The organism is Rhizobium aethiopicum (assembly GCF_014197535.1).
GTDB lineage: Bacteria > Pseudomonadota > Alphaproteobacteria > Rhizobiales > Rhizobiaceae > Rhizobium > Rhizobium aethiopicum_A.
The window spans coordinates 86,427-111,386 of record NZ_JACIFV010000015.1 but is presented as its reverse complement, the minus strand read 5'-3'; the positions used below and the strand labels follow the sequence as shown (position 1 = coordinate 111,386).

The 24,960-nt window shown below is 62.5% G+C and carries 21 protein-coding genes; 11 read left to right on the top strand and 10 right to left on the bottom strand.

Annotated elements, in window-relative coordinates:
• Nucleotides 1-4 precede the first annotated feature (4 nt).
• Complete coding sequence (locus GGD53_RS19890; protein WP_184458596.1) at nucleotides 5-919, bottom strand: DMT family transporter; 915 nt, start codon at nucleotides 917-919, stop codon at nucleotides 5-7.
• A gap of 278 nt (nucleotides 920-1,197) precedes the next feature.
• Here GGD53_RS19890 and GGD53_RS19885 point away from each other — a divergent pair, with 278 nt between their 5' ends.
• A complete protein-coding gene (locus GGD53_RS19885) occupies nucleotides 1,198-1,938 on the top strand; it encodes a helix-turn-helix domain-containing protein (RefSeq protein ID WP_184458622.1) in 741 nt (246 codons plus the stop codon).
• 12 nt (nucleotides 1,939-1,950) lie between these two features.
• On the opposite strand, the gene GGD53_RS19880 is transcribed toward GGD53_RS19885, so the two are convergent.
• Nucleotides 1,951-2,952 (bottom strand): NADP-dependent oxidoreductase, encoded by a 1,002-nt coding sequence (locus GGD53_RS19880; RefSeq protein ID WP_184458595.1) that lies wholly within the window; start codon nucleotides 2,950-2,952, stop codon nucleotides 1,951-1,953.
• A 48-nt stretch (nucleotides 2,953-3,000) separates the two neighbouring features.
• Nucleotides 3,001-3,816, bottom strand: a complete 816-nt coding sequence (locus GGD53_RS19875) for an oxidoreductase (RefSeq protein WP_184458594.1) — start codon at nucleotides 3,814-3,816, stop codon at nucleotides 3,001-3,003.
• An 88-nt stretch (nucleotides 3,817-3,904) separates the two neighbouring features.
• Between GGD53_RS19875 and GGD53_RS19870 the strand changes: the two genes are divergently transcribed.
• Nucleotides 3,905-4,381, top strand: a complete 477-nt coding sequence (locus tag GGD53_RS19870; protein WP_184458593.1) for a winged helix-turn-helix transcriptional regulator — start codon at nucleotides 3,905-3,907, stop codon at nucleotides 4,379-4,381.
• A gap of 82 nt (nucleotides 4,382-4,463) precedes the next feature.
• Here GGD53_RS19870 and GGD53_RS19865 read toward each other — a convergent pair whose 3' ends face one another.
• Entirely contained in the window at nucleotides 4,464-6,485 is a 2,022-nt protein-coding gene (locus GGD53_RS19865) for a beta-N-acetylhexosaminidase (RefSeq protein WP_184458592.1), read from the bottom strand.
• Between the two features lie 382 nt (nucleotides 6,486-6,867).
• On the opposite strand from GGD53_RS19865, the gene GGD53_RS19860 reads away from it, so the two are divergent.
• From GGD53_RS19860 to GGD53_RS19840, 5 genes are all read left to right on the top strand, one after another.
• On the top strand, nucleotides 6,868-7,776 hold the full coding sequence (locus GGD53_RS19860; protein WP_184458591.1) for a flagellin: 909 nt from the start codon (nucleotides 6,868-6,870) through the stop codon (nucleotides 7,774-7,776).
• A gap of 267 nt (nucleotides 7,777-8,043) precedes the next feature.
• Nucleotides 8,044-9,597, top strand: a complete 1,554-nt coding sequence (locus GGD53_RS19855) for a DHA2 family efflux MFS transporter permease subunit (RefSeq protein WP_184458590.1) — start codon at nucleotides 8,044-8,046, stop codon at nucleotides 9,595-9,597.
• A 78-nt stretch (nucleotides 9,598-9,675) separates the two neighbouring features.
• On the top strand, nucleotides 9,676-10,164 hold the full coding sequence (locus tag GGD53_RS19850) for a cupin (protein WP_184458589.1): 489 nt from the start codon (nucleotides 9,676-9,678) through the stop codon (nucleotides 10,162-10,164).
• A 175-nt stretch (nucleotides 10,165-10,339) separates the two neighbouring features.
• The gene (locus GGD53_RS19845; protein WP_184458588.1) at nucleotides 10,340-13,627 is read left to right on the top strand and encodes a GH36-type glycosyl hydrolase domain-containing protein; all 3,288 of its coding nucleotides are present in this window, start codon (nucleotides 10,340-10,342) and stop codon (nucleotides 13,625-13,627) included.
• Nucleotides 13,628-13,741: 114 nt separating this feature from the next.
• Nucleotides 13,742-14,515, top strand: coding sequence for a hypothetical protein (locus GGD53_RS19840; RefSeq protein ID WP_184458587.1), 774 nt, complete (start codon nucleotides 13,742-13,744; stop codon nucleotides 14,513-14,515).
• Between the two features lie 62 nt (nucleotides 14,516-14,577).
• Here the strand turns inward: GGD53_RS19840 and GGD53_RS19835 are convergent, their stop codons facing one another.
• From GGD53_RS19835 to GGD53_RS19815, 5 genes are all read right to left on the bottom strand, one after another.
• Nucleotides 14,578-15,324 (bottom strand): FadR/GntR family transcriptional regulator, encoded by a 747-nt coding sequence (locus tag GGD53_RS19835; protein WP_184458586.1) that lies wholly within the window; start codon nucleotides 15,322-15,324, stop codon nucleotides 14,578-14,580.
• A 125-nt stretch (nucleotides 15,325-15,449) separates the two neighbouring features.
• Complete coding sequence (kduD, locus tag GGD53_RS19830; protein ID WP_348647443.1) at nucleotides 15,450-16,214, bottom strand: 2-dehydro-3-deoxy-D-gluconate 5-dehydrogenase KduD; 765 nt, start codon at nucleotides 16,212-16,214, stop codon at nucleotides 15,450-15,452.
• Nucleotides 16,211-17,047 (bottom strand): 5-dehydro-4-deoxy-D-glucuronate isomerase, encoded by an 837-nt coding sequence (kduI, locus tag GGD53_RS19825; protein ID WP_184458584.1) that lies wholly within the window; start codon nucleotides 17,045-17,047, stop codon nucleotides 16,211-16,213. The genes kduD and kduI overlap by 4 nt, the downstream gene beginning before the upstream one ends.
• Before the next feature lie 542 nt (nucleotides 17,048-17,589).
• Complete coding sequence (locus GGD53_RS19820; RefSeq protein WP_011428254.1) at nucleotides 17,590-17,736, bottom strand: DUF1127 domain-containing protein; 147 nt, start codon at nucleotides 17,734-17,736, stop codon at nucleotides 17,590-17,592.
• 163 nt (nucleotides 17,737-17,899) lie between these two features.
• Nucleotides 17,900-18,880, bottom strand: a complete 981-nt coding sequence (locus GGD53_RS19815) for a 3'-5' exonuclease (protein WP_184458583.1) — start codon at nucleotides 18,878-18,880, stop codon at nucleotides 17,900-17,902.
• A 117-nt stretch (nucleotides 18,881-18,997) separates the two neighbouring features.
• Between GGD53_RS19815 and GGD53_RS19810 the strand changes: the two genes are divergently transcribed.
• Together GGD53_RS19810 and GGD53_RS19805 are read left to right on the top strand one after the other, a co-directional pair.
• The gene (locus GGD53_RS19810; RefSeq protein ID WP_184458582.1) at nucleotides 18,998-20,266 is read left to right on the top strand and encodes a flavin monoamine oxidase family protein; all 1,269 of its coding nucleotides are present in this window, start codon (nucleotides 18,998-19,000) and stop codon (nucleotides 20,264-20,266) included.
• A 223-nt stretch (nucleotides 20,267-20,489) separates the two neighbouring features.
• Nucleotides 20,490-21,521, top strand: a complete 1,032-nt coding sequence (locus GGD53_RS19805) for an aldo/keto reductase (protein WP_184458581.1) — start codon at nucleotides 20,490-20,492, stop codon at nucleotides 21,519-21,521.
• 70 nt (nucleotides 21,522-21,591) lie between these two features.
• On the opposite strand, the gene GGD53_RS19800 is transcribed toward GGD53_RS19805, so the two are convergent.
• Nucleotides 21,592-22,446 (bottom strand): helix-turn-helix transcriptional regulator, encoded by an 855-nt coding sequence (locus GGD53_RS19800; protein WP_184458580.1) that lies wholly within the window; start codon nucleotides 22,444-22,446, stop codon nucleotides 21,592-21,594.
• 193 nt (nucleotides 22,447-22,639) lie between these two features.
• Between GGD53_RS19800 and GGD53_RS19795 the strand changes: the two genes are divergently transcribed.
• Together GGD53_RS19795 and GGD53_RS19790 are read left to right on the top strand one after the other, a co-directional pair.
• On the top strand, nucleotides 22,640-23,764 hold the full coding sequence (locus GGD53_RS19795) for an ATP-binding cassette domain-containing protein (RefSeq protein ID WP_184458579.1): 1,125 nt from the start codon (nucleotides 22,640-22,642) through the stop codon (nucleotides 23,762-23,764).
• Between the two features lie 22 nt (nucleotides 23,765-23,786).
• A complete protein-coding gene (locus GGD53_RS19790; protein WP_184458578.1) occupies nucleotides 23,787-24,947 on the top strand; it encodes an ABC transporter substrate-binding protein in 1,161 nt (386 codons plus the stop codon).
• Nucleotides 24,948-24,960: the final 13 nt, after the last annotated feature.

The window sequence follows — 24,960 nt, the reverse complement described above, 5'->3', positions numbered from 1 at the left end:
CATCTCAGCCGCCTGCCGGCAGCCTCGCATCTTCTTGCCGCGCGCGACGGGGCAGAGGTCGTGCGAATATCACCACGTTGCCGAGAAGTGTCAGCGCCAAGCCTATCAGGCCGAGACTGGTCCAGTGGTAGCCCTCGAAGATCGTCGACAAGGACAGGGCGACGATCGGGAACAGGACGGTGGCATAGGCAGCGCGCGAGGAGCCGATGCGGGAGACCAGCATGAGATAGGTGGTGAAGCCGATCACCGATCCGACTGCCGCGAGATAAAGCAGGGCGGTGAGATAGGTGATGTCGGGCGGCGCCACCACCGGCGTTTGCGTCACGGCGATCAGCAAGAGGAGGATGATCGCGCCATAGGTCATGCCCCAGCCATTGGCTGTCAGCGGTGAGATTCCGGCCGCGCTGTTTCGGCGTGATGCCATGTTGCCGAGCGAGAAGAACAGCGTGCCGAGCGCTGCGAGCCCGATCCCCTTCAAAGTGCCCATATCGAAATCGACGACAACCTCCTCTCCGAAAAGCAGGAGGAGGCCGGTGGCTCCGAGCGCTGCTGCGAGGAGCGTGCGGCCGGTGATGCGGTCGCCGAAGAACAGGCGGGCATTGACGGCATTGTAGATCGTTGCCAGCGAGAAGATGACCGAGATCAGCCCTGAGGGAATGAAGCCGGCTGCAGTGTAGAAACAGATGAAATTGAGGCTGAACAGGCAGAGCGCCTGCGCCAGAATGAAAGGTTGGTCACGCAAGGCAGGGAGATTCAGCCGCCGCATGAGAGCCAGGATGGCGACAAGGATCACGGCTGCGAGCGCAAATCTGTAAAAGACCGAGACCAGGACCGGCACGGGACCGACCTGCATCGCAATGGCGATCCAGGTCGTGCCCCATATGAGGACAGTCGCGATGAAGAGAGCGGCATTTGCCATGGATAGTGATCCTCGTTTTCTCGAGCGATAGACCAACCGTGAGCCGGTCTCTTGCAGATTCTTGCTATGAAATGGATCTGCCCGGACTTCCCACTCGCCACGTGGGCCGTCCACCGGTATTGTTGGCAAGGCTTCGCACGTGTGGGGAAGAATTGGTGAAAGATAGCCGTCTCTCGGTTTTCAGGTTTTTGTCCGCATCTCCCTCTGCGCGGATGTCGCAGTCGATCGATTTGGGTTTCGGGCGATCAGCAGCTCTCTGGAGCAATGGCAGCGACAGGATGAGCTATGAGCGGCCGGACGGACATACGTTCAGCCTTTATCTCAACGGTGGCGCCGGAACGCGCCGCCTGGATGGCAGCCCCGCCGCGCAAGGCCGGCCCGGCGCCTTGTGCGTCATGCCACAGGGGCACTCCTCCGAATGGGAAATCACGGATCCCTTCGACTTCGTCCATCTCTATGTTCCCGACGATCAGATGCGCCGGATGTTTGCGGAGACGTTCGATCGCGATTCCAGGCTTATGGCTGTTGCCGAAGTGACCTTCGCCGATGCACCCGTCGTGGCGCATACGCTTCGGCAGCTGACCGAAGCGATGTTGGCGGGTGATCATCTGCTGGCCGAAGAAGCGATGACGCAGACGGTCAATGATTTTTGGGTCGATCCGCGTTATGGAGGGATGCGCCCCTGCACGATCAGCGGCGGCCTCGCTCCTCATATGAGGCGCCGCAGCCTGGAGTATATCGAGGCTCATCTCGGTGAGACGATCCACTTGCAGGATCTGGCGGCGATCGGACAGCTCAGCGCCTTTCATTTTCAGCGGATGTTCCGGGCAAGCTACGGCGTGTCCCCGCATGGCTGGGTGGCCCACCGGCGTGTCGAGCGCGCCAAATCGATGTTGCGCGGCACGGACCCGATCGCACAGATCGCTTCGGCCTGCGGCTTCAGCAGCCAGAGCCACATGACACGCGCATTCAAACTCGGCACAGGCGTTACACCCTCTGCCTACCGGCAGCGACAGTGATGCGCCTTCACCTCACTTCACAGCGATGACGACCTTGCCTTTCGCGCGTCCCGTTTCGACATAGGCCAGCGCCTCGTTGGTCTTCTCGAATGGGAAAGTCCGGTCGATGACGGGGCGGATGGCGCCCGTCTCAATCAGCGCGGTGATCTTGCCGAGCTGCGCGCCGTTTGCCGTCATGAAGAGGAAGGAATAGTCGATCCCCCGGCGTTTCGATTTCCGCCGGATGCCGAAGCTCAAGAAGCGCATGACCTGCTGCAGCAACCAGCCGAAGCCGTTTTCCCTGGCGAAATCGGGATCGGGAGGACCCGATATCGAGATCAGCCTGCCGCCGGGCTTGAGGACGGCGAGCGATTTCTCCAGCGTCTCCTTGCCGAGGCTGTTCAGCACAACGTCATAGCCGTTCAGCAGCTTTTCGAAGTCGTCCTTCTTGTAATCGACCACCACGTCGGCGCCGAGGCTTTTCACCAGATCGACGTTCGCTGTGCTCACCGTCGTCGCCACATGGGCGCCGAGATGTTTGGCAAGCTGGATCGCGATGGTGCCGACGCCGCCGGAGCCCGCATGGATCAGCACCCTCTGCCCCTTCTGCAGCTTGGCGCGCTCGACCAGCGCCTGCCATGCGGTCAGTGCCACAAGCGGAATGGATGCGGCCTCTTCCATGCCGAGATTGGCGGGCTTCAGCGCAATATCGGCAGCGTCGATGGCGATGTACTCGGCAAAGGTGCCGATACGGTCCTTGCCGGGCCGCGCATAGACCTCGTCGCCGGGTTTGAATTGGCGGACCTTGGCGCCCACTCGCACCACGACGCCGGCGACATCATTGCCGAGCACCAACGGAAGCTGATAAGGCAGGATCAGCTTGAACTCTCCGTCCCGGATCTTGGCATCCAGCGGGTTGACGCTGGCGGCATGGATCTCGACCATGACGTCATTTTCGCGCAGCGGCGGTTCAGGGCTCTGGCCGAGCCTGAGGGCACCGCCTTTGTTGTAACGATCGATCAGGAATGCTTTCATGGGACGAACTTTCGTTTCTGGGAGGAGCCGGCGGCGCGGCAACGAGGTTCAATCGGAAAGCCGATTGAATTTCCGGAGGCTCTTGTCGACGAAGGACTCGGGCAGGAAACGGCGGATGAAGCGGACCTGTCCGGCTGCTTTCCCGGACGTGTAGCGTCTCTTGGGCGAGGCCGCGTTGGCAGCCCGGATAACAGTTGCGGCGACCACCTCGGGCGCATCGCCTTTCGAAACGATCTCGCGCATCAGCTTCTCCGCGTCGGCGCGCACCGCATCATAGACGGCAAGCGGCCGGTCGGGGCGCGTCATGTTCTCCTCGAAGGAGGTGCGGGTGACACCGGGTTCGACGAGCACAACGCGGATACCCTGTTTGCGCACTTCATGGTCGAGCGATTCCGAATAACCTTCGATCGCGTGTTTGGTCGCTGCGTAGAGCGCATTGAAGGGCGCCGGGATCAGCCCAAGAATCGAGCTGAGGTTGACGATCCGGCCGCTGCGCTGCCGCCGCATCACCGGTAGCACCGCATTGGTCATGCGCAGCGTGCCGAAGACATTGACGTCGAACACGGCTTTCGCCTGCGCTATCGTCGATTCCTCGGCGCCGCCGAGCAGACCGATCCCGGCATTGTTGACCAGCAGATCGATCCGCCCTGCCCGGCTGAGAACCTCGTCGACGGTGCTCTGCACGGATTGATCGTCGATGACGTCGCATATCAGCATGCTGATCCCATCGGCGGTGTCGGCGATCGGCTTTCGGCTGGTGCCGAACACACGGTAACCGTCGCGCCGCAGCGCTTTCGCCGTCGCCAGCCCGATGCCGGAGGAAGCCCCGGTGACCAGGGCAATGCCGCGTTCTCTCTTACTCATCGACGTCGCCTTCGTTTTATCGTGGAATATCCATGCGCAAGCTGTTACTATCAAAATGATAGCAAGTCACTACTAAAAAGATATCGACATGAAAAATCTTTCGGAACAGCCATGCCTGATCGCCCGCAGCCTGGCGCTTGTCGGCGATGCGTGGAGCATGCTGATCATGCGCGACGCCCATGCCGGGCTGACCCGTTTCGATGATTTTCGAAAAAGCCTCGGCATCGCCCCGACCATGCTGACGGGTCGGCTGTCATCGCTGACCGAGGAAGGGCTGCTGCAAAAACGCCGGTATTCCGAGCGTCCTCCGCGCGACGAATATGTGCTGACGGAAGCCGGCCGCGACTTTCTGCCGGTGCTGTTTGCGATCGGCGCCTGGGGCCGCAAGCACCGCGGCGGCGGCGCGGTCACCCGCTTCTTCGATGCCGAGACCGGAACCGAGATTGATCCGGTCACCATTGACCGCGCGACTGGCGCTCCTGTTGGGACCCGTCCTATTCGCATCGTTGCAGCCGGATGTGAGCCGCCCGCGACGGATGAACCGGCCTCTGACAGCTCACCTTGACGCAACGCCGATACCCTTGCCGTCACCGTCTCCTGCGACGGCAAGGGATCGCCCTCAGATCATCTTCCTGCCAATCCGGGCGCTACGACTCCTGCAACCCGTAGAGCAGCGGCATCAGCCCCGCGAGCGCCTTGAAACGGTCCCATGACTTGGACGAGGGCTTCGTCCAGCCGGTCTCGGCAAGTGCGGAAAGGCGTGGGAAGACGAGACGGTCGAAGACGGCGCGATCGGTCATCGGTTCGGACCAGATGCAGGCCTGGATGCCGAGCAGTTGCTGTTTCTGGCGCGCTGTCCAGCCGCCGACCGGATCGAAATTATAGAGCTTTTCCGCGTCCGAATTTCCTGCCCAGCTGGCGCCGGGCTCATCCCAGTCCGTCCTCAGCGCCATGTCGAGATAATAGACCTGACCGGGGCAGACGACCATTTGATAGCCGCGTTCGGCGAGCTCGGCCGAAACCTCGACATTGCGCCAGCTGCAGAGATAGCTTTTCGACTTGTCGATGACGTCGCCATGGGCCGCTTCCTCCCAACCGCCGGTGACGCAGCCCTTGCTCGCCAGGAAGCGTTGGACGCGTTCGAGGAATTCCGCCTGCAGGATGGCGGCGCCTGAGCCGTGAATGTCGTCGGCGCCATGGGTGTTGGTGACAACGTTCAGCCGCTTGGCATGCGCATCGGCAACCTCGTCGCCGGCGATGGCGCTGAGGCGCGCCAGCGCTTCCGGAGAGCCGGACCATGCGCCGAGCGGAACCTCGTCGGCGCCGAGATGGATCGTCTTGAACGGAAAGAGCTCGATGAGTTCGGAAAGAATGGTCTCGACGATTTGGTAGGTCTGCTCGCGTGCCGGATTGATGCAGTTGTCGGGAAAACCCTGGACCGAGTGATAGCTGCCTTTCTCGGCCGGGTCGCGCAGTTCCGGTATGGCCTGCTGCATGGCATAACAATGTCCGGGCATGTCGATCTCCGGCACGATTTCGATGCCGAAGTTCTTTGCGAGGGCGACGATCTCGCGGATGACAGGCTTGGTGTAGTAGCCGCCCGTCCTGGCCGGGCTCGAACCCAGAAGCGGCGGCACGGCGAGACCGTGGCCGCGCCAGGCGCCGATCTCGGTCAGGGTCGGGTAGGCATCGATCTCCACGCGCCAGGCCTCGTCGTCGGAAAGGTGCCAGTGGAAGCGGTTGAGCTTGTTCCAGGCAAGCACCGCCAACAGCTTCTTGACTTCGGCCGCGCCGTAGAACTGGCGGGCGACATCGAGATGCAGGCCGCGCCAGCCCATCGACGGCTCGTCGACGATCTCGCCGGATGCCGGAAACTGGAAGACGCCGGGATGCAGCCTGGCACCGCGCCAGATCTGGCCGAGCGTGACGAGGCCGTAAAGGAAGCCGGTGTGGCTGCTTGCCTCGATCGTGATCGCCTCTTCTTCGAAGCTCAGCCGATAAGCCTCCGACCCGAAGGTGGCGGCCTCCTTCAGGCCGACACGAACCGCGCCTTCGGCTTCGGTTCGCACGATGCCTTCGACCGCGAAGAGATGCTCCACCAGCGCCGCGAAACTTTTCGCCGCCGCCTCCCCTTCAGGGCTCTGCGCCTGCGGCGCAAAACCCGCCGGCAGCGGGCGGCGCGATGCGACGGCGACGCGGTTCGGCCAGGGAATGATCGATACCGCAACGGGCGCGTTGACGGGAACGGGATAGATCTCGGCACCGCGCTTCAGCGGCGCATTGCTGACCGAAGAGCGTGTCGGCTCGACGCCGAGCACGATGGTGCTGCCATCGGACTGTGCGAGATAGGCGCTCGTCGCGCCGTCCGTCCAGTGACGGAACTGCCAGCTGAGCGCATAGACGGAGATCGTCCAAGTGTCGCCTGCGCCGAGAACGAAGTTGGCCGGCGGCTGGAATTCGGTGAAGTTCGAAAGCCGTTGCGACACCGTTGCGCCTTCGACCCGCCCGGCGGGATCGACGCGGCCCGGGCCGCTGACGCAGAGCGAAAAATTCGAAAGCGGTTCGCTGCCGAGGTTCCTGAGGCGCAGGACATAGGAGAATTCCTTGCCCTCGGCAGGTGGGTTCCAAAGGGTTTCAAGCCGCAGGGCGTTCGGTCGCGGTGTCGACATTGATTACTCTTCCTTGGGAAAAACGAGGTTTTTGGGCGTTCCGGCACGGCCACCGGGATCGGAGCGGCAGTTGAAGTCAATCAAATTGATTTAATAGTGATAGCCAGTTTGCCGCCGAGCCGTCAATCGGCCATCCGGAATTTCTGCTGCCCGGCACCAGGACAAATTCTCCCGATGGCGTCGGCGGGGTGTCGCAATTTGGGAAAAAATCTCGGCTCGCCCATTCGCGTTAACCATTAAAGTACCTTTAAGTACCATAATTGCCTCAACGGTGGCGAATTGACCACCCCGAAGAGGGGGTCGATAAGCATGAGGCTGCTCGCCACGGCCCGGATGTCCCCCGGGATGCAATAGATCAACTTCCGAATCAGGCGACATTTCCATGACCAGCATCAATACGAACAATTCCGCGATGGCAGCCCTTCAGACGCTGCGCACCGTCAATTCCAATCTCGAATCGACGCAGAACCGTGTTTCCACCGGCTACCGGGTCGACACCGCATCCGACAACGCCGCCTACTGGTCGATCGCGACCACGATGCGGTCCGACAACAAGGCGCTGTCAGCCGTGTCCGACGCCCTTGGCCTCGGCGCAGCAAAGGTCGATACGGCCTATACGGCAATGGACAGCGCGATCGACGTCGTCGACGAGATCAAAGCCAAGCTCGTGGCCGCGACCGAAGACGGTGTCGACAAGTCCAAGGTCCAGGAAGAAATCAGCCAGCTGCAGGAGCAGCTGATGAGCATCGCCCAGTCGGCTTCCTTCTCCGGCGAAAACTGGGTCGCCGGTGCTGATGGCACCGTGAGCGTCGTATCGTCCTTCGTCCGCGATGGCTCCGGCGCCGTTTCGGTGAAAATGACGGACTATGCTCTCGATACCAGCTCGATGGGCAACGTCCTGTTCGGCATGAGCGGCGGCTCGATCGAAACCTCCACGGGTATCCTCGGAACGGCTGATGCAAACGGCGATTCCGTTTACTCGCTCGACATTACCGATTTTACCACCGGCCAGATCCAGTCGGCGCTGTCGACCGTCGAATCCGCGCTATCGGCGATGACCTCGGCCGGTGCACAGCTGGGTTCGGTCTCGACCCGCATCGAACTGCAGGAAGACTTCGTCAGTGCGCTGTCCGATTCGATCGACTCGGGTGTTGGTCGCCTGGTCGATGCCGACATGGAGGAGGAGTCGAGCAGGCTTTCCGCCCTGCAAACCCAGCAGCAGCTTGCGATCCAGTCGCTGTCGATCGCGAATTCGTCGTCCCAGAACATCCTGTCGCTCTTCCGCGGCTAATCCTGGCCGACGCAGAGGGAGCCGGGCGCATAGAACGTCCGGCCCAAATTCGCCGATCGAACACCGAGCCTGGCCTTCCCGGTCAGGCTCGGTCGCGTTTCGGGCATAGGCGACCAATGCCCGGCTGGTGGCGATCTCCCCGGTCTGTGCGCGTTGTAAGCTTTTCGCCGCAGCGTGGCGGTTGACATGCCGATCGTTTCGATCGCAAACATGAAAGTCCTAGATTTCTCACCGATGCAGACAATGCCGCGCTGGCGGGATCCTCGCATGTCGGAACGACTTGAAGCTGCTCGTCCTGATGGAAGGCCCGCCATCGTCTGGCTCGGCTTCCTGGCCATGTGCGTCGGCATGTTCATGGCGATCCTCGACGTTCAGGTGGTGGCGACATCGCTGCCGACCATCCAGTCGGCGCTCGATATCGGTCCGGATCAGATGAGCTGGATACAGACGGCCTATCTGATCGCCGAGGTAGTCGCCATCCCGCTGACCGGCCTGCTGACGCGGCTTCTGACGATGCGGTGGCTGTTCGTCGTGGCCATCGGCCTGTTCGTGACGGCGTCCGCCGGCTGTGCGGCCAGCGGCAGCTTCGGCGCGCTGGTCGCCTGGCGGGTGCTTCAGGGCTTTTCCGGCGGAACGCTGATCCCCTCGGTGTTTTCAGCCGTGTTCATTCTGTTTCCGAACGAGCGGCAAGCGCTCGCGACGACGATTGCCGGCGTGCTGGCGGTGCTTGCGCCCACCGTCGGCCCGATCGTTGGCGGATGGCTGACCGAAACCTATTCCTGGCACTGGCTGTTCCTGATCAATATCCTTCCGGGACTTGCATCGGCAATTATGGCAGCCCGCTTCCTGCCGAAGCAGGCGGTCGATCCGTCCGAACTCAGGCATCTCGACGGTCTGTCGCTCCTGTTGATGGCGGCAGCGCTGACGGCGCTGGAACTCAGCCTCAAAGAGGCGCCGACCAGCGGCTGGACCTCGGCCTATGTGCTGAGCCTGCTGGCCGTCTGCCTTGTCTCGGGCGGCGCGTTCATAACGCGAACGCTGCGCCGGCGCCGGCCGATCGTCGATCTTGGTAATTTCGGCGATCGGAATTTTCTCGTCGGCTCGGTTCTGAGCTTCATCCTCGGCATCGGCCTCTTCGGGTCGGTCTATCTCATGCCGGTCTTTCTCGCTTTCATCAGGGGCCACGACGCCCTTGAGATCGGCGTGACCATGCTGGTCACCGGCATCGCGCAGCTGGTCACCGCGCCGGTCGCCGTCGCGCTGGAAAAGCGCATGGATGCGCGGCTGCTGTCGGCCGCCGGTTTCGCCCTGTTTGCGATCGGCGTCGGCATGAGCGCGTTTCAGGATCCGCGCTCGGATTACGACGCAATGTTCTGGCCGCAGGTGGTGCGCGGCGTCGCCATCATGTTCTGCCTGCTGCCGCCGACCCGGCTGGCGCTCGGCACGCTTCCGGCCGATCGCGTTCCCGATGCGAGCGGGCTTTTCAATCTGATGCGCAATCTCGGCGGCGCCATCGGCATCGCGCTGATCGATACCATCATCTACACACGCTCGGAGCCGCTGGGGCAAGACCTCTGGGCGCGCCTCCAGGCCGGCGACATCGAGGCGGCCACATTTGTCGGCGCGCCTGCCGAGGTGATATCGACACATAGCGGCAGCTTCGATGCGGATACCATGGCGACGCTCGATCCGCTGGTCCAGACCGCGGCCAGCGTTCAGGCGATCAACGAAGCCTGGATGGTCGTCGCCATCCTGACCGGCTGCGCCCTGCTCTCAGTCCCCTTCGCCAGGCGGCCGGCGCCGGGCGAAGACCGTCGCTGACGAAGCCCAGTCCATTGTGGAACCGCCGGCGCTCGCCAAAAGTTTGGCTTTTGAAGCCATTGGCATTGGGAGGTCGGTATGAACACCGAGACGATCATTTTCGAACCGAGCGGCTGGGTCCCGAACAACCCCCGTCTGCCTGTATTGCTCTATCGGGAGCTTTTTGCCGATGATGATCCTGCTGATTTCAAAAGCCGCTTCGCGGCAAATGGTTGGACCGGCATCTGGACGAACGGTGTCTTCGATTATCAGCACTACCATTGCGGTGCTCACGAAGTCCTGGGCATTGCACGTGGTAGCGCCACACTGCTGATCGGCGGCCCCGGCGGTCGAGCGCTCGAAGTCGCGGCGGGAGACTGTCTGGTGCTTCCAGCCGGAACCGGGCACCAAAACCTCGGCTGCACGGCGGAGTTCGAAGTCATCGGGGCTTATCCCAAAGGGCAGCATGCCGACATTCAGACTTCGGCTGCTTCAAGCGAAATGCTGGCGAAAATCTCCTCGGTACCCCTGCCCGATACCGATCCCGTTCAGGGATCATCGGGATTTCTCGTCGAGAAGTGGCGGTAACCATCTGCGCCGCCGCGACCGGGGTCAAATGCCAGTCCTCTCGTTTTCTGATCCGCTCTGATGTGAGTCTATCGGTCGCGCCACCTTGTCGATCTTCCCGTCACCGGTAAGATTTCTCTCAATCTTTTTGAGCCATCCTTTGATTCCCCCGCGGACACCAATCGACGAGATCTCAATGGCCCTGAACCTCAAGCGCAGTTTGCAAATGCCACGACGCGAAGAGCTGGGTCTTCTCGCCATTAGCAACGGTTCCGGCCTGTCGATATCGGCGCTGCCGAACGGCACGCTGTTTGCCATCGAATATGCCGACGACAAGGGGGCGGTGCAGATCAATCAGATCCAGGGCTCGCCGCTCTACGGCGGCATCAGCCGCCTTTACCTGCGCATCGGCGGCGCCAAGCCTGATGTCGTCGAGATCGTCGGCCCTCGCGCCGACGGCCGCTTCGGGCACGATGCGACGAGCTTTTCCTGGAGCGGCAAGGCCGGCGATGTCAGCTACACCGTCCGCCTCGAGCTTCATGCTTCCGAAACGGCCTGGTTCTGGCGCGTCTCGCTCAAGCATCCGAAGAAGGGAACGCTGCCGGTGGATCTGGTGCTCGTCCAGGACGTCGGTCTCGGCGATCGCGGTTTCCTGATGAACAGCGAGGCCTATGCTTCGCAATATGTCGATCACCATATCGCCGATCACGAGACATACGGCCCCGTCGTCATGAATCGGCAAAATCTCAAGCAGTCGGGCCCCCGCAATCCCTGGCTCATCCAGGGTTGCTTCAATGGCGCGGCCGCCTATGCCACGGATGCGATCCAGCTGGTGCAGGCGAAGCACGGACAGGGCGACCTGCTGGTCGGTCCCTTCGGCACCAGCCTGCCGAGCGAACGGCGGCAGCAGGAGACGGCCTGTCCGGCCATTCAGTCGAGACCGCTTTCCGTGTCCGCAGACGGCGCGGCTGCGACCTTCTTTGCCCTGTTCGCCGCCGATCATTCCGAGGCGTCAAGCGATGCCGACCTCTCGCGGCTCGAGGATATCAAGGTGCCGGAGAGTGCAGCCGCCGATCCGGAGGCGGCCGCGGCCGCTCGCAGCCTGCTCCAGGATGCGCCCCTGCTGGAGGCAGAGTCGCTGGATCTGAAGGCGATCCGAAAGCTCTATCCGGAGCGGAGCCTGGAAGAGCGCGCGCACGGAAAGCTTCTTTCATTTTTCGTGCCGGACGGCGTGCTCAACCGCCACGTCGTTCTGCGCGACAAGGAACTCATCGTCGCGCGGCGCCATGGCGCCATCGTGCGGAGCGGTCAAAACATGCTGCTCGACGATACCACCCTTGCCGCCAGCTGCTGGATGCAAGGGATTTTCGCCGCGCAGCTGACGATCGGCAATACGTCCTTCCACAAGCTCTTTTCGGTATCCCGCGATCCCTACAATCTGACGCGCGCCAGCGGGCTGCGCATCATGGTCGATCTCGGCGCGGGCTGGCAGCTTCTGGCGGTGCCGTCGGCTTTCGAGATGGGGCTGAGCGACTGCCGCTGGATCTATGAGTGCCCGGATCGCAGGATCATCGTCACGGCGATCGCTTCCGGCGAGGATGCGGCGATGCAATGGAGTGTGTCCGTGGAAGGCAAGCCGTGCCGCTTCCTGGTGTTTGGTCATATCGTGCTCGGGGAGCGCGAATATGACGCCGGCGGGAACATCGAATTCGATCCCGGCCGCAAACGCATCTCTTTCCGGCCGGACCCGGCCTGGCTCTGGGGCGAGCGTTATCCCGAAGCCGTCTACTGGCTGGTGAGTTCGACGCCGGATACAATCGACGAGATCGGCGGCGACGAGTTGCTCTATGCCGATGGCGTTGCGCGCAACGGCGCCTTCATCGCGCTCAAGTCCCTGCCAACGCGGGCGTTCTCCTTTGCCGTCGTTGGCTCGATGACCGATGCCGAAGAAGCCGAACGGCTGGCGAGCCGGTATGAGGCCGGCCTCACCGATGAGGCCATGCTTGCGCCGGCATCGTCATTCTGGCGCAACACCGTGCGCGGCATGAGGATCGACAGTCCTTCACCCGATCTCGCCGCCCAGGCAACCCTCCTGCCCTGGCTCGCGCATGACGCCATCGTCCATCTAAGCGTGCCGCACGGCCTGGAACAATATACGGGTGCGGCCTGGGGTACGCGCGACGCCTGCCAGGGGCCGATCGAATTCCTGCTTGCCTATGAGCACGACCGCGAAGCCAGGGAGGTGGTGAAGACCGTCTTCAGCGAACAATATCTGGAAAAAGGCGACTGGCCGCAATGGTTCATGCTGGAGCCCTATGCCAACATCCGGGCGGGTGACAGTCACGGCGACGTCATCGTCTGGCCGTTAAAGGCGCTCTGCGACTATATCGAAGCGACCGGCGATCTCGCCATTCTCGATGAGAAGGTATCCTGGCGCGACGAAAAGACCATGCAGAAGACGCCCCATCCCGATGCCGTCGCGACCCATGTCGAGAAGCTGCTCGATACCGTCCGCACACAGTTCATCCCGGGAACGCATCTGATCCGCTATGGCGAGGGAGACTGGAACGACTCACTGCAGCCGGCCGATCCGCATCTGCGCGACTGGATGGTCAGCAGCTGGACCGTCGCCCTGCTCTATGAGCAGTTCGTCCGTTATTCCGCCATCCTGCGCCGCCGCGGCCAGGGCGGCAAGGCAAAGGCTCTGCGGAAGATCGCAACCGCGATGCGCCGGGATTTCAACCGACATCTGGTGCGCGACGGCGTCGTCGCCGGCTATGGCATCTTCGATCCCGCCCATAACGGCGTCGAATTGCTGCTGCATCCGAGCGATAAACGCACAGGCCTTTCCTTCTCGCTGATCTCGATGACGCAGGCGATGCTCGGCAAGCTGTTTACGCCGACGCAGAGGCGGCATCATATGCGGCTGATCGAAGAGCATCTGCTCTTCCCCGATGGCGTGCGGCTGATGGAAAAGCCGGCGACCTACGCCGGCGGGCCCGAAACGCTGTTTCGCCGGGCCGAATCCTCCTCCTTCTTCGGCCGCGAGATCGGGCTGATGTATGTGCATGCGCATCTGCGCTATTGCGAAACGCTCGCGCTGGAGGCTTCGGCAGAGGAGCTGTGGAAGGCGATATCAGTCGTCAATCCGATCGCCGTCACGACGGCCTTGCCGCATGCTTCACTGCGCCAGCGCAACACCTATTTCAGCAGCAGCGACGCGGCTTTCCATGACCGTTATCAGGCGGCGCAGCATTGGGCGCGCATCAAGACCGGAAAGATCGCCGTCGACGGTGGATGGCGCATCTATTCGAGTGGACCTGGCCTCTACACCAGGAGTTTCGTCGAAAATATCCTCGGCTTCAAACGACGCTTCGGCCGGCGCAGGCGCAAACCGCTCCTGCCTGCGGCACATGCCGCCGTCGATCTGCAGACGGATCACGCCGCCTGGCGGCGGCTGAGGAAGCCGAAGACGGGGGAATAGCGTTGAGAGAACCCTAAACAGCGGCAAGAGAGAACGGCTGGAGAGCATCCTATGTGGCCCCGTGTTCCCTCGCAGAATGGGGGATTCCGCGCCGCCCGAGCAACAGAGTTTCTTATGATAGACAACTCCTCACAAAGCAAAATCCTGAAACACACGGCCCGTTCCGATGCCGAAAAGGCGCGTATTTGTGCCGCTAACAATGCAGATCTGTATCAGGCGGTTTTCCGTGCCCATGGACTGCCTGATCAACGCACCAGCGCATTTTGGTCAAGCGACGCGATCGCACCGCCATACTATTCCAGCATGACGACACTCGACCCGGATGCAACGGAGGAACAGCTGGTTGAAATCGATCGGCTGACAGATCGGCTGGGACGGCGCCCGGATTTCAAAGACGGGTTTTCCAGGCTCGATCTCGTCGGCAAAGGGTTCCGGTTGTTGTTCTCCGCATCATGGATTTGGGCTGAACCTCACAGAATTTCAGCGCATGCGCCGCAAGATTGGGCACGCATTCGCGACGGGGCGGCCCTGGAGCGCTGGGAATATTCGTGGAAAGAGTCGGGCAGCCCCACAGATGCCAACGTCTTCACACTGGCTCTGCTTTCCGATCCCGACATACATATCTATGGCCGATGGGCCGGTGACGGCTTTGACGCCGGCTGCATCGTAAATCGATCACCCGAGGCTGTCGGAATCTCCAATATCTTTAGCTTGGCTGGCACGCCGCAGGTCTTCCGGGATGCCACCTCGTTGGCCACTGTCGCCTTTTCACCCGATCTGCCGCTTGTCGGATACGAGCGTGATGAACCACTAGACGAAATGACGAAACTGGGTTTCAAGCCGGTCGGCCAATTGCGGATTTGGCTATCTGACGAGGGCGTCATGTAACGCCTTTCGTCATTTGCGTTATTCAGCGGGGAAATCACGCAACGCCCTCAAGATGCGAACGTTCAGGACAGGCCGGTCGCGTCGCGCAGTTCTTCAAATCGCGCAGCACTCTTCGACAGATGGCTGCGGATGGCACGCCGCGCCGCCGCTTCGTTGCCGTCGCGGATCGCGGTGAATATGGCATGGTGTTCCCTGCGCATGCGAGCGGCATGGCGCTTGCGCTCCGCAGCCGTCATCTTGTCCAAGCGCGCCCATTGCCGCGGCACCATGAGGTTGCCGAATGTATCGAAGAGGCGGCCGTAGTAGGAATTCTGCGTCGCGACCAGGATCGACCGGTGGAAGGCGTAATCCTCCTCTGCGCCGTATCCACCCTCTTCCAGCGCCCTGTCGAGAGCATCGAGCCGGTCCTGCATACGGTCGATATCTTCCGGCGTGCGCCGCAGCGCGGCAAGACCGGCCGCCTCATATTCGACCCCCATGCGCAGTTCCAGCACCCGCAGAACCTCATCGATCGACTGCAGATCATTGGGAATGATGGAGAAGGATCTCGGTGTCGGATCGTCCGAGACGAAGGCCCCGAGGCCCTGGTGCGTGGTGATCAGTCCTTTGGCGCGCAGGGTGGCGAGCGCCTCGCGCACAATCGTGCGGCTGACGCCGGTTGCCGCCATGATCGCCTGTTCGGTCGGCAGCCGCTGGCCGGGCTTGAGGTCGCCGGACTCGATCTGCGCCGTCAGCGTATCGGCAAGGTTGCTGCGCAGGTTCGATGGCTGCCGAATGGTGCTGAAGAGCGCGTTGTCCTTGTCCGTCATCCCTTGTCAAATCCTGCCTTTCGGGGCGGCTGCGCCGGCCGGTATGCTTTTGCTAGCGCATGCCGACCGGAAAGGCAAAGACGACGCGAGTCGAGACTCTGTGCTTCGTCAGTCGGCGAAAACGATCACCGCGCCAGCCAACCGCCGTCGACCGGCAGCACCGTCCCGTGCACGTAATCGGATGCCGGCGATGCCAGGAACACGGCGGCACCGCCAAGTTCGGACGGCGTTCCCCAGCGCCCGGCCGGAATGCGGGCCAGGATGGCGGCGTTGCGATCGGCATCCTCACGCAGCGCCGTCGTGTTGTTGGTGACGAAATAACCCGGCGCGATGGCGTTGACGTTGACGCCCTTGCCGGCCCATTCGCAGGCGAGCAGCTTCGTCAGCCCGGCAAGCCCGCTTTTCGAGGCGGTGTAGGACGGGATGCGGATGCCGCCCTGGAAGGAGAGCAGCGAGGCGATGTTGATGATCTTGCCCCTGCCCTTCTCGACCATGTGACGGCCGGCCGCCTGCGACAGGAAGAAGGCCGTCTTCAGGTTGACGTCGATCACTGCGTCCCAATCTTCCTCGGTGAAGTCGAGCGCATCGGCACGGCGGATGATGCCGGCATTGTTGACGAGAATGTCGAGGTCGCCGAAGGTCTGGATCGTCTCGGCGATGATCCCCTTGACCGGCTCGATGGTGCCGAGATCGGCCTTGATGACATGGAAACGGCTTCCGGCCTGCTGCACCAGCGCCTCGGTTTCCTCCATCGAAGAGCGCCCGACCGCGACGATCGATGCGCCGGCCTCGGCCAGGGCGGCGGCGATGGCCTGGCCGATGCCGGTATTGGCGCCGGTGACGACGGCGGTCCTGCCGGAGAGGTCGAAGGGATTTGCCACGGTGCTCACCTCAGATCCGCAATGGCGATATGATCCATGTCGGTGAAGCTCTTGTTGTCGCCGGCCATCGCCCAGATGAAGCTGTAATTCTTGGTGCCGGCGCCCGAATGGATCGACCAGGGCGGCGAGATCACCGCCTGCTCGTTGGCGACCAACATATGCCGGGTCTCCTGCGGCTCGCCCATGAAGTGGAAGACACGCTGGTCGGATTCGAGATCGAAATAGAGATAGGCTTCCATGCGCCGGTCATGCGTATGAGCCGGCATGGTGTTCCAGACGCTGCCCGCCTCGATCATGGTGAAGCCGAGGGTGAGCTGGCAGGACTGGCAGACTTCCGGATGGATGAACTGGTAGATCGACCGCTTGTTGGCAGTCGCGGCTTCGCCCGGCGTCAGGTGGCGCGCCTTTTCGCGGGTGAGCAGCACGGTCGGGTGCGTCTGGTGCGCCGGCGTGGAGACCAGATAGAATTTCGCCGGATCGGCGGCATCGGCGCTCTCGAACCGGATGTCCTTGGCACCTTTGCCGGCATAGAGGCAATCATATTTGGCAAGGTCGTAGCTGGCGCCGTCGACGATGATGCGGCCGGCGCCGCCAATGTTCAGAGCGCCGAGTTCACGCTCGGCAAGGAAGGTTTCCTGGCCGATCGCCGTCGGCGCCGTCAGCGTCAGCGCGGTGCCAAGCGGCGTGGCGCCGCCGATAACCATCCGGTCGTAATGGGAATAGGTGAGCCGGATCTCACCGCCCGCAAAGACGGCCTCGACCAGAAAGTGACGCCGCAGCGTTTCGGTGTCGTATGCGCGCACGGCCTCGGGATGGGAGGCGTGCCTCACGTCGATCTGCATGTCAGTTTTCCTTCAGCTTCGTTGTCGTCACGCATCGTCGCTATTGCGCAAGGCCGGTCTATCAGGCGTCTTCCGCTGCGGCGGTATCCGTCTGGTTACATAGTTGTACGACAAGTTTAGTGTCAACAGGTTTGTCCGGTACTCGCTTGAGCAGACTTGAAGCGATCGCAAGCGGCCGCCTTCGGCGTGGCCGGACATTCCTCGGCCAAAACGAAAAAAGCCTGCCGCGGGAGGAGGTGCGGCAGGCTTTCGATAAAAACCGAACGACAGCTGGGAGGAGGAGTGCTGCCGTTCCCGCAAGCGACCCTGGGAGGAGGATGGGGCGCCTGCATGTTCGAAGGGATGCGGGAGGAGGTGCATCGCTTCGATGAAATAATCATACTTATTTCCTGCTCAGATGATAGGCATTTCTTTGCAGGGCAGCTATGCGTTATGCGAAAAGCGGGCAGCTCGCCATCTGACGGGCAAGCAAAAAAGCAAAGCGCCCGCTCGGGAGGAAGCAGGCGCTGGGCAAGTCTCGAAAATGGTGGTCTGTCTGGCTGTTAGCGGGCGATGGCTGCGCGCGCAACGTTGCGGATGTCGCCGCGGCCGATGCCGAGGTCGTCCAGTTCGCGCGTGGACATACGGCCCAGCTCAGCGACCGTCTGACGGTACTTGCGCCAATTGTTGAAAGAGCGTGCTACGTTCATGATGATCCCCTTTCCTTGGGCTTTCGAAGCCTAGCTGCCAGTCCTTGGCGCTTCGTTTGCTTCGATGCGCTGTATATAATACGGGACCATTGATTGTTGCAGCGCCAATGCTTCACTGCACCTATGCGACAGATGCATGGGTTCTGACGGGCAGCAGCCGGCGTCAGGCTTTGAAGCGATCGAAGGCCGTCAGCCGGACGATCGGCGGATCGGCCTCCTTCCACCGATAGATTTCCGAACGCAGATAGGAAAGCTCGTCACCGAGATCGTCTTCGCCGACTTCGATCCACCAGGATTTCAGGCGGCCATCGCTTCCATCAGACCAGCGGTAGCCCCTTGCCTTCAGATGATCCTTCATCTCGAACGGGCTGTGTTCGGCAAAGATGCGGATGCGGCAGCGTTGGCTGGCGCGGTGAAGCTCGGCGAAGGGGCTTTCACCGTCGCCTTGCTGTCGATCGAGGATCTCCAGGAGCGCGTGGCAATCGTCCACCGCGCGGTGGCCTTCGTGGAAATAGCCGGCCTGGCCGACGAGATAACCGAGCTTCGTGCCCTCGAAACCGCGGGCGCTCCAGTCGATCTCCGAAACTGAGCACGCCCAGGCCTTGCCGGCGAAGATGGGTGAGAAGGCTTCGCAGAACGGCCGGTCGAACCCGGCATTGTGGGCAATGATGAGGTCCGCCGGTTCAATCAGGGCACTCAGCGACGCCATGTCGATGATCTGTCCTTCGACCATGACGTCGGTAATCCCGGTCAGCCTGGTGATGTCGGGCGGGATCGGCCTGGACGGCTGCTGCAGGCCGCCATAGATGCCGACCACATCGCCGACCGCGCCGTCATCGTTGAAGGTGAAGGCGACCGCGCCGATTTCGATGATCTCGTCGCTGCGGTGGTTGAGCCCTGTCGTCTCCGTATCGACGATGACGCCGAGCCGTGAAAACCCCGGCCGTCTCGCTGCCGCGACCGGCCGGGCGGCGAGTTTCCTCAGGATGCGATAATTGCCGCTCTCCTCAAGTGCGCGCGCCATGTCTTCATCGCAGCGGGCCGCTGGCGGTGACGGCCGCCGGCGCGCCGGGCCGCGTGCTTCGGCCATCGCGGGCGACGCCTTGGCAAACATGTCGAGTTGCGAATCTCTGTGCACGCTCATGGGACTTGTATGTCACGGAGGCGCGGGCGAATCCATCGCCCGCGGCGCGCCATGCCCAGCCCTTGCCTTTCATGGACAGGAAAGTTTAGCTGAGTGTCAGCGGCGGAAGGAGAAACCATGCCTCGTGACGACATCAAGGACGCCGACGAAGACGTCGTCATCATCGGCGCCGGTGCTGCCGGTATTGCCGCTGCCCGCCGCCTGCTCGCCATCCGTCCCGGTCTTTCCGTCCTCCTGCTCGAAGCCGGCGATCGTCTGGGTGGCCGAGCCTGGACGGTCGGGCTGCCCGGAACCGGCGATCTGGGTTTCGATCTCGGTTGCGGCTGGCTGCACGGGGCGCGGACCAATGCCTGGACGGCGATTGCCGGCGAGGTCGGACTGACGGTCGACCGCTCGCCGGCGCCCTGGAACGGCGGCCGGCGGCTTCGGCGCGACGATGCGGAGACCCAGGCCGCGCAGCAGGCGATCGGCGCTTATTTCGAACGCCTCGAAAGCCATGAAGGCAACGATAGCGACCTGGCAGCAAAGCTCCTGCCCGGCAGTCGCTGGAACGGCCAGATCCGGGCGATCGGCACTTACATCACCGGCGCAGAATTGGAGCGCTCGTCGATCGCCGACTACAACAGATATGATCCCGGCGCCGGTCCCGACTGGCGTGTGCGGCAGGGCTACGGAACATTGATCTCGCTTTATGGCGCGCCGGTCCGGTCAAAGCTCGGCGTCGAAGCTATGCGCGTCGATCACCGCCATGCCGGCCGTATCAGCATCGAGACGAACCAGGGAGTGATCACCACCCGGACTGTGATTGTCACCGTTTCGACGAATGTGCTTGCCGCCGGCAGGATCGCCTTCGACCCTCCCCTGCCCGACAAGATCGAAGCGGCAGCTCGCTTGCCGCTGGGGCTCGCCGACAAGCTCTTCCTCAGCCTCGCCGATCCGGAGGCGCTGCCGGTGGATACGCATATGCTCGGCTCGACCAGTCGCGGTGCGACCGGCACTTATCAGCTGCGGCCGTTCGGCGCTCCAGTCATCGAAGCCTATTTTGCCGGCGATCTCGCCCATGATCTGGAGCGGGCGGGGTCGGAGGCTGCCTTTTCCTTCGCCGCGGATGAGCTGGCGGCACAATTCGGCACTGACATCCGCAAGCAGTTGTCTGTCGCGGCGATTTCGGCCTGGGCCGCGACGCCGTATATCGGCGGCTCCTATTCTTATGCGCAACCGGGCGCCTCCGATCTGCGCGAGGTGCTCGCCGCGCCGCATGACGGGCGGATCTTCTTTGCCGGCGAAGCCTGTTCGCGCTCGCGTTATTCGACCGCGCATGGCGCTTACGAGACCGGCGTTGCCGCAGCCGACCGGATCGTCGGCGCGTCGTCGGGAAATCCATAGCGGCTGCCGGCCGCGACGGCAGGCGGAAATATTTTTTCCCACTTGTCGCACGGATGGGATTGGTTATTCTGCCCTCGCCCCCGCGCTACCCAGCCCGGGGCGCTGTACCTCATCCAGCGGCAGAGGCCGCTTCAAGCACGATATTGTCATTGATTGCAGGAGCCCCGGCTTCTACCCGACGATTTTGCGCGTCGGCCGCGGGTATCCGCATGAGGAGGAAGACATGGATTATCGCAAGCTCGGTCCGAGCGGGACCGTCGTCACCGCCTATTGCCTGGGCACCATGACCTTTGGCGCGGAGGCTGACGAAACGGCCTCGCACAAGCTGCTCGACGATTATTTCGCCTGGGGCGGCAATTTCATCGACACCGCCGACGTCTACAGCGCCGGCAAGTCGGAAGAGATCATCGGACGCTGGCTGAAGGCGCGTCCGACCGAAGCACGCCAGGCAATCGTCGCCACCAAGGGGCGTTTTCCGATGGGCAACGGTCCCAACGATATCGGCCTGTCGCGCCGCCATCTCGGCCAGGCGCTCGACGATTCGCTCCGCCGCCTCGGCCTCGAACAGATCGACCTCTATCAGATGCACGCCTGGGACGCGCTGACGCCGATCGAGGAGACGCTGCGCTTCCTCGACGATGCGGTTTCATCAGGCAAGATCGGCTATTATGGCTTCTCCAACTACGTCGGCTGGCACATCGCCAAGGCGTCTGAGATTGCCAAGGCGCGCGGCTATACGCGTCCGGTGACGCTACAGCCGCAATACAGCCTGTTGGCGCGCGACATCGAGCTCGAAATCGTCGCGGCCTGTCAGGATGCAGGAATGGGCCTCTTGCCCTGGTCGCCGCTCGGCGGCGGCTGGCTGACCGGCAAGTACAAGCGCGACGAGATGCCGACCGGCGCCACCCGCCTTGGCGAGAACCCCAATCGCGGCAGCGAATCCTATGCGCCGCGCAACGCTCAGGAACGCACCTGGGCGATCATAGGCGCGGTCGAGGAGATCGCCAAAGCCCGCGGTGTCAGCATGGCGCAGGTAGCGCTCGCCTGGACGGCGGCGCAGCCGGCCGTCACCTCGGTCATCCTCGGCGCCCGCACGCCCGAACAGCTCGCCGACAACCTCGGCGCGATGAAGGTCGAGCTCTCCAAGGAGGAGATGGTGAGGCTCAACGAGGTCAGCGCCCCGCAACCTCTGGACTATCCCTATGGCAAGGGCGGCACCAATCAGCGCCACCGCAAGATCGAAGGCGGCCGCTGAGCCCTCCGGCCGCAACTGAACGAAGCCTGTCTGCTTCATGCCGAAGCGGACAGGCTGTCCGAGTTGAGGCTTATCGACTCGTGCTTTGGGCTGCTGGTCGGTCGCCCGTGCTGCCCAATGTCTTCAGGTAGATCGATAAAAGCTGCGTCTGCGAGGAGATGCCGAGCTTGCGGTAGACGTTGCGGCGATGGACCTTCACCGTGCCCGTCGAGATGTTGAGCCTGAGGCCGATCGATTCCGACGAATGTCCCTGCAATACCAGATCGACGATCGCGGTTTCGCGGCTCGTCAACTTGAGGTCGCGCCAGACAGTGTCGGCCGGCTGCAGCGCCTGCGCCGCCGCACCGCTTTTCCTCCCCTTTCGCAAGCCGGCATCGCGTTGCGCGTCGAAGCGGGCGCCGAGCCCCGGCCAGAAATGCCGGACAAGGCTCGCCACCAAAGGTTCGGCCTTTTTCAGAAGCGCGAATTCAGCCTGCGGAAACGGGCCAGTCTTTTCCCGGCGCATCAGCGACAGCACGACGGTGATGTCGTCGTCGAGTGTCACGAAGAAGCCGATCTCCTCGGCAAGTCCCGTCTGGACATAGTAGCTCCGGTAATATTCGCTGGAGAAGAAGCGGTCGGGAGCCAGCTCGCGCATGCGGAAGACGCCCGGGCGGCGCGCGCGGGCGGTATGGTAAAACGGATCGAGTAGGTAGGGACCGACCTGATAGAGGGTGACGAAAACGACATTTTCGTCTGGATCGAAGGTGCTGTAGAGATCGATCGGCCGCTCCTTGCCGCGATAGGCAAAAACCACGACATAATCGAAGCGCACCAGCGCCGCCATCATCCGGCGGAACGTCTCTCCAAACTCCGCATCCGCCATGGCGGGCTTTCCGACGGTGACGTCGAAAGCCTGAAACAGCGCCTCGAGATCAATGCTCATCAATAGCCTCCCCAAACAGTCTCAGCCGGAATACGCTAAGTTTCATATACACCTTCCACGAAGAGATGTGAGGCAGAATACCTCTTTCGGGGTATATACCGCGCCGAGGGCCCCGGCTTACTCTTTCCCCAACGACGGTGGCAAAAAGGCAGCGCTAGACTGCCCTTACCAACCAACCGCAGGGAACAGACGCGTGGCATCCGCTTCGACGAACGATATCGAATTCCGTTCGGTCACCAAGAATTATGGCGCGGTGACCGCCGTGACCGACATAAACCTGAATGTACCGAAGGGCGCTTTCCTCGCTCTGCTCGGCCCCTCCGGCTGCGGCAAGACCACGTGTCTGCGCATGATCGGCGGCTTCGAGCAGCCGAGCGAGGGCGCCGTGCTGATCGACGGGCGGGAGATGAACGGCGTTCCGGCCTATCGCCGCCCTGTCAACATGGTGTTCCAGCATTATGCCCTGTTTCCGCATTTCAACGTCGAACAGAACGTCGCCTATGGCTTGCGGCAGATGCGGCCAAGGATTGCGGCGGCTGAAATAAATCGCCGCGCGGCTGAGGCGCTCGAGATGGTGCGGCTCGGCGGTTTCGCCAAGCGGCGCATCCACGAGATGTCCGGCGGCCAGCAGCAGCGGGTGGCCTTGGCGCGGGCGATCGTCAACCGGCCTTCGGTGCTGCTGCTTGACGAGCCGCTGGCCGCGCTCGACAAGAAGCTGCGTTCGGCCATGCAGATCGAATTGCAGACGCTGCAGCGCGAGCTCGGCATCACCTTCGTGCTCGTCACCCACGATCAGGAAGAAGCGCTGTCGATGGCGGACGTCGTCTGCGTCATGAGCGCCGGGCGCATTCGTCAGCTCGGCACGCCGCAGGAGGTCTACGACCGCCCGGCCGATCTTTTCGTCGCCGATTTCGTCGGCAAGACCAACCGGATCGGTGCGACGATGGAAGCCGGCGGCACGACGCTGCGTCTTGGCGACGGTTCGGCGCTTGCGGCCAGTGCCCGGCCCGGCCTTGCGACGGGCGAGGTCATCGTTGCGATCCGTCCCGAGGCGATCCGGCTGACGCGGACTGCGGCCGGCAGCACGTCCTTTGCCGGCACGGTCACGCACCGCATCTTCCTCGGCTCCTCGGCCGAATATGCCGTCACCGTTCCTGGTCTCGGCGATTTCCTCGTCACCGCCGACCGGCGCGGCATGAATGAGAGCGATCTTGTCGAGCCGGGTGAAGCGGTCTTCCTCGGCTTCGATCCCGATATGGCCCACATCTTTCCAGGCGAGGTTTCTTCGGCCCAAGTTTCTTCAGCATCGAATGCATAAACCAGAACAAGGGAACAGCATCATGAGCAAGGACTACAAGGATCATCTGCCTATTACCCCTGAAGGCTTCATGGACGAGTTCATGCGCCTGAAGCGCGGCTCGGTCAGCCGCCGCCACTTCCTCGGTGTCACCGGCCTCGGACTTGCGACCGCGGTGCTATCGCGTTTCCCCGGTGCGCTGTCGACGCCCGCTTACGCCGAGGACCTCGGCACCCAGATGTCGATCGCCACCTGGCCGAATTACCACGATCCTGCGACCTTCGAGAATTTCAAGGCAGCGACCGGCGTTGCCGTCGAGGTCAACGTCTTCGGCTCCAACGAAGAAATGCTGGCCAAGCTCCAGGCGGGCGCCTCCGGCTGGTCGCTCTTCGTGCCGACCAACTACACGATCTCCACCCACCACAAGCTCGGCCTGATCGACGAACTCGATCTCTCCAAGATCCCGAATTTCAGCCAAGCGACGGAAAATCCGCGCTTCACCAAGGAGGGCATGATCGACGGCAAGACCTATGCCGTGCCGAAGAACTGGGGGACGACCGGGTTCTCGGTCAATACCGCGAAGATCAAGACCAAGCTTTCGAGCTGGAAGGACTTCTTTGACATCGCCCAGACGGAAGCCGACGGCCGCGCCATGGTGCACGACTATCAGTTGACGACGATCGGCAGCGCACTGGTGTCGCTCGGCTACGATTTCAATTCGATCAAGGCGGACGAACTCGCCAAGGCCGAGGAACTGCTGATCAAAGTCAAACCGCACCTTTTCGCCATCAACAGCGACTACCAACCGGCCATGCGCGCCACCGACGCCTGGCTCACCATGTGCTGGACCAATGACGGGGCGCAGCTCAACCGTGACGTTCCCGAGATCGCCTATGTGCTTGGCACCGACGGCGGCGAGATCTGGACCGACTATTACGCGATCCCGAAGGACGCGCCGAACAAGGCGGCGGGTTACGCGCTGCTCAACTACCTCATGGATCCGGCCAATGCCGTCAAGGAGCACATCGCCAATGGTGCGCCGACGACCGACAGCCGGGTCATCGCGCTGCTGCCGAAGGAGATCACAGCGAACAAGATCGTCTATCCGGACGAGGCGTCATTGACGCCGCTGGAATTCGGCGCGGCGGTGACGTTGACCGATCCCGGCCGGGCGGAGCTGATGGCGCGTTTCAAGTCGGCTTGATCGCCGTTCCCAA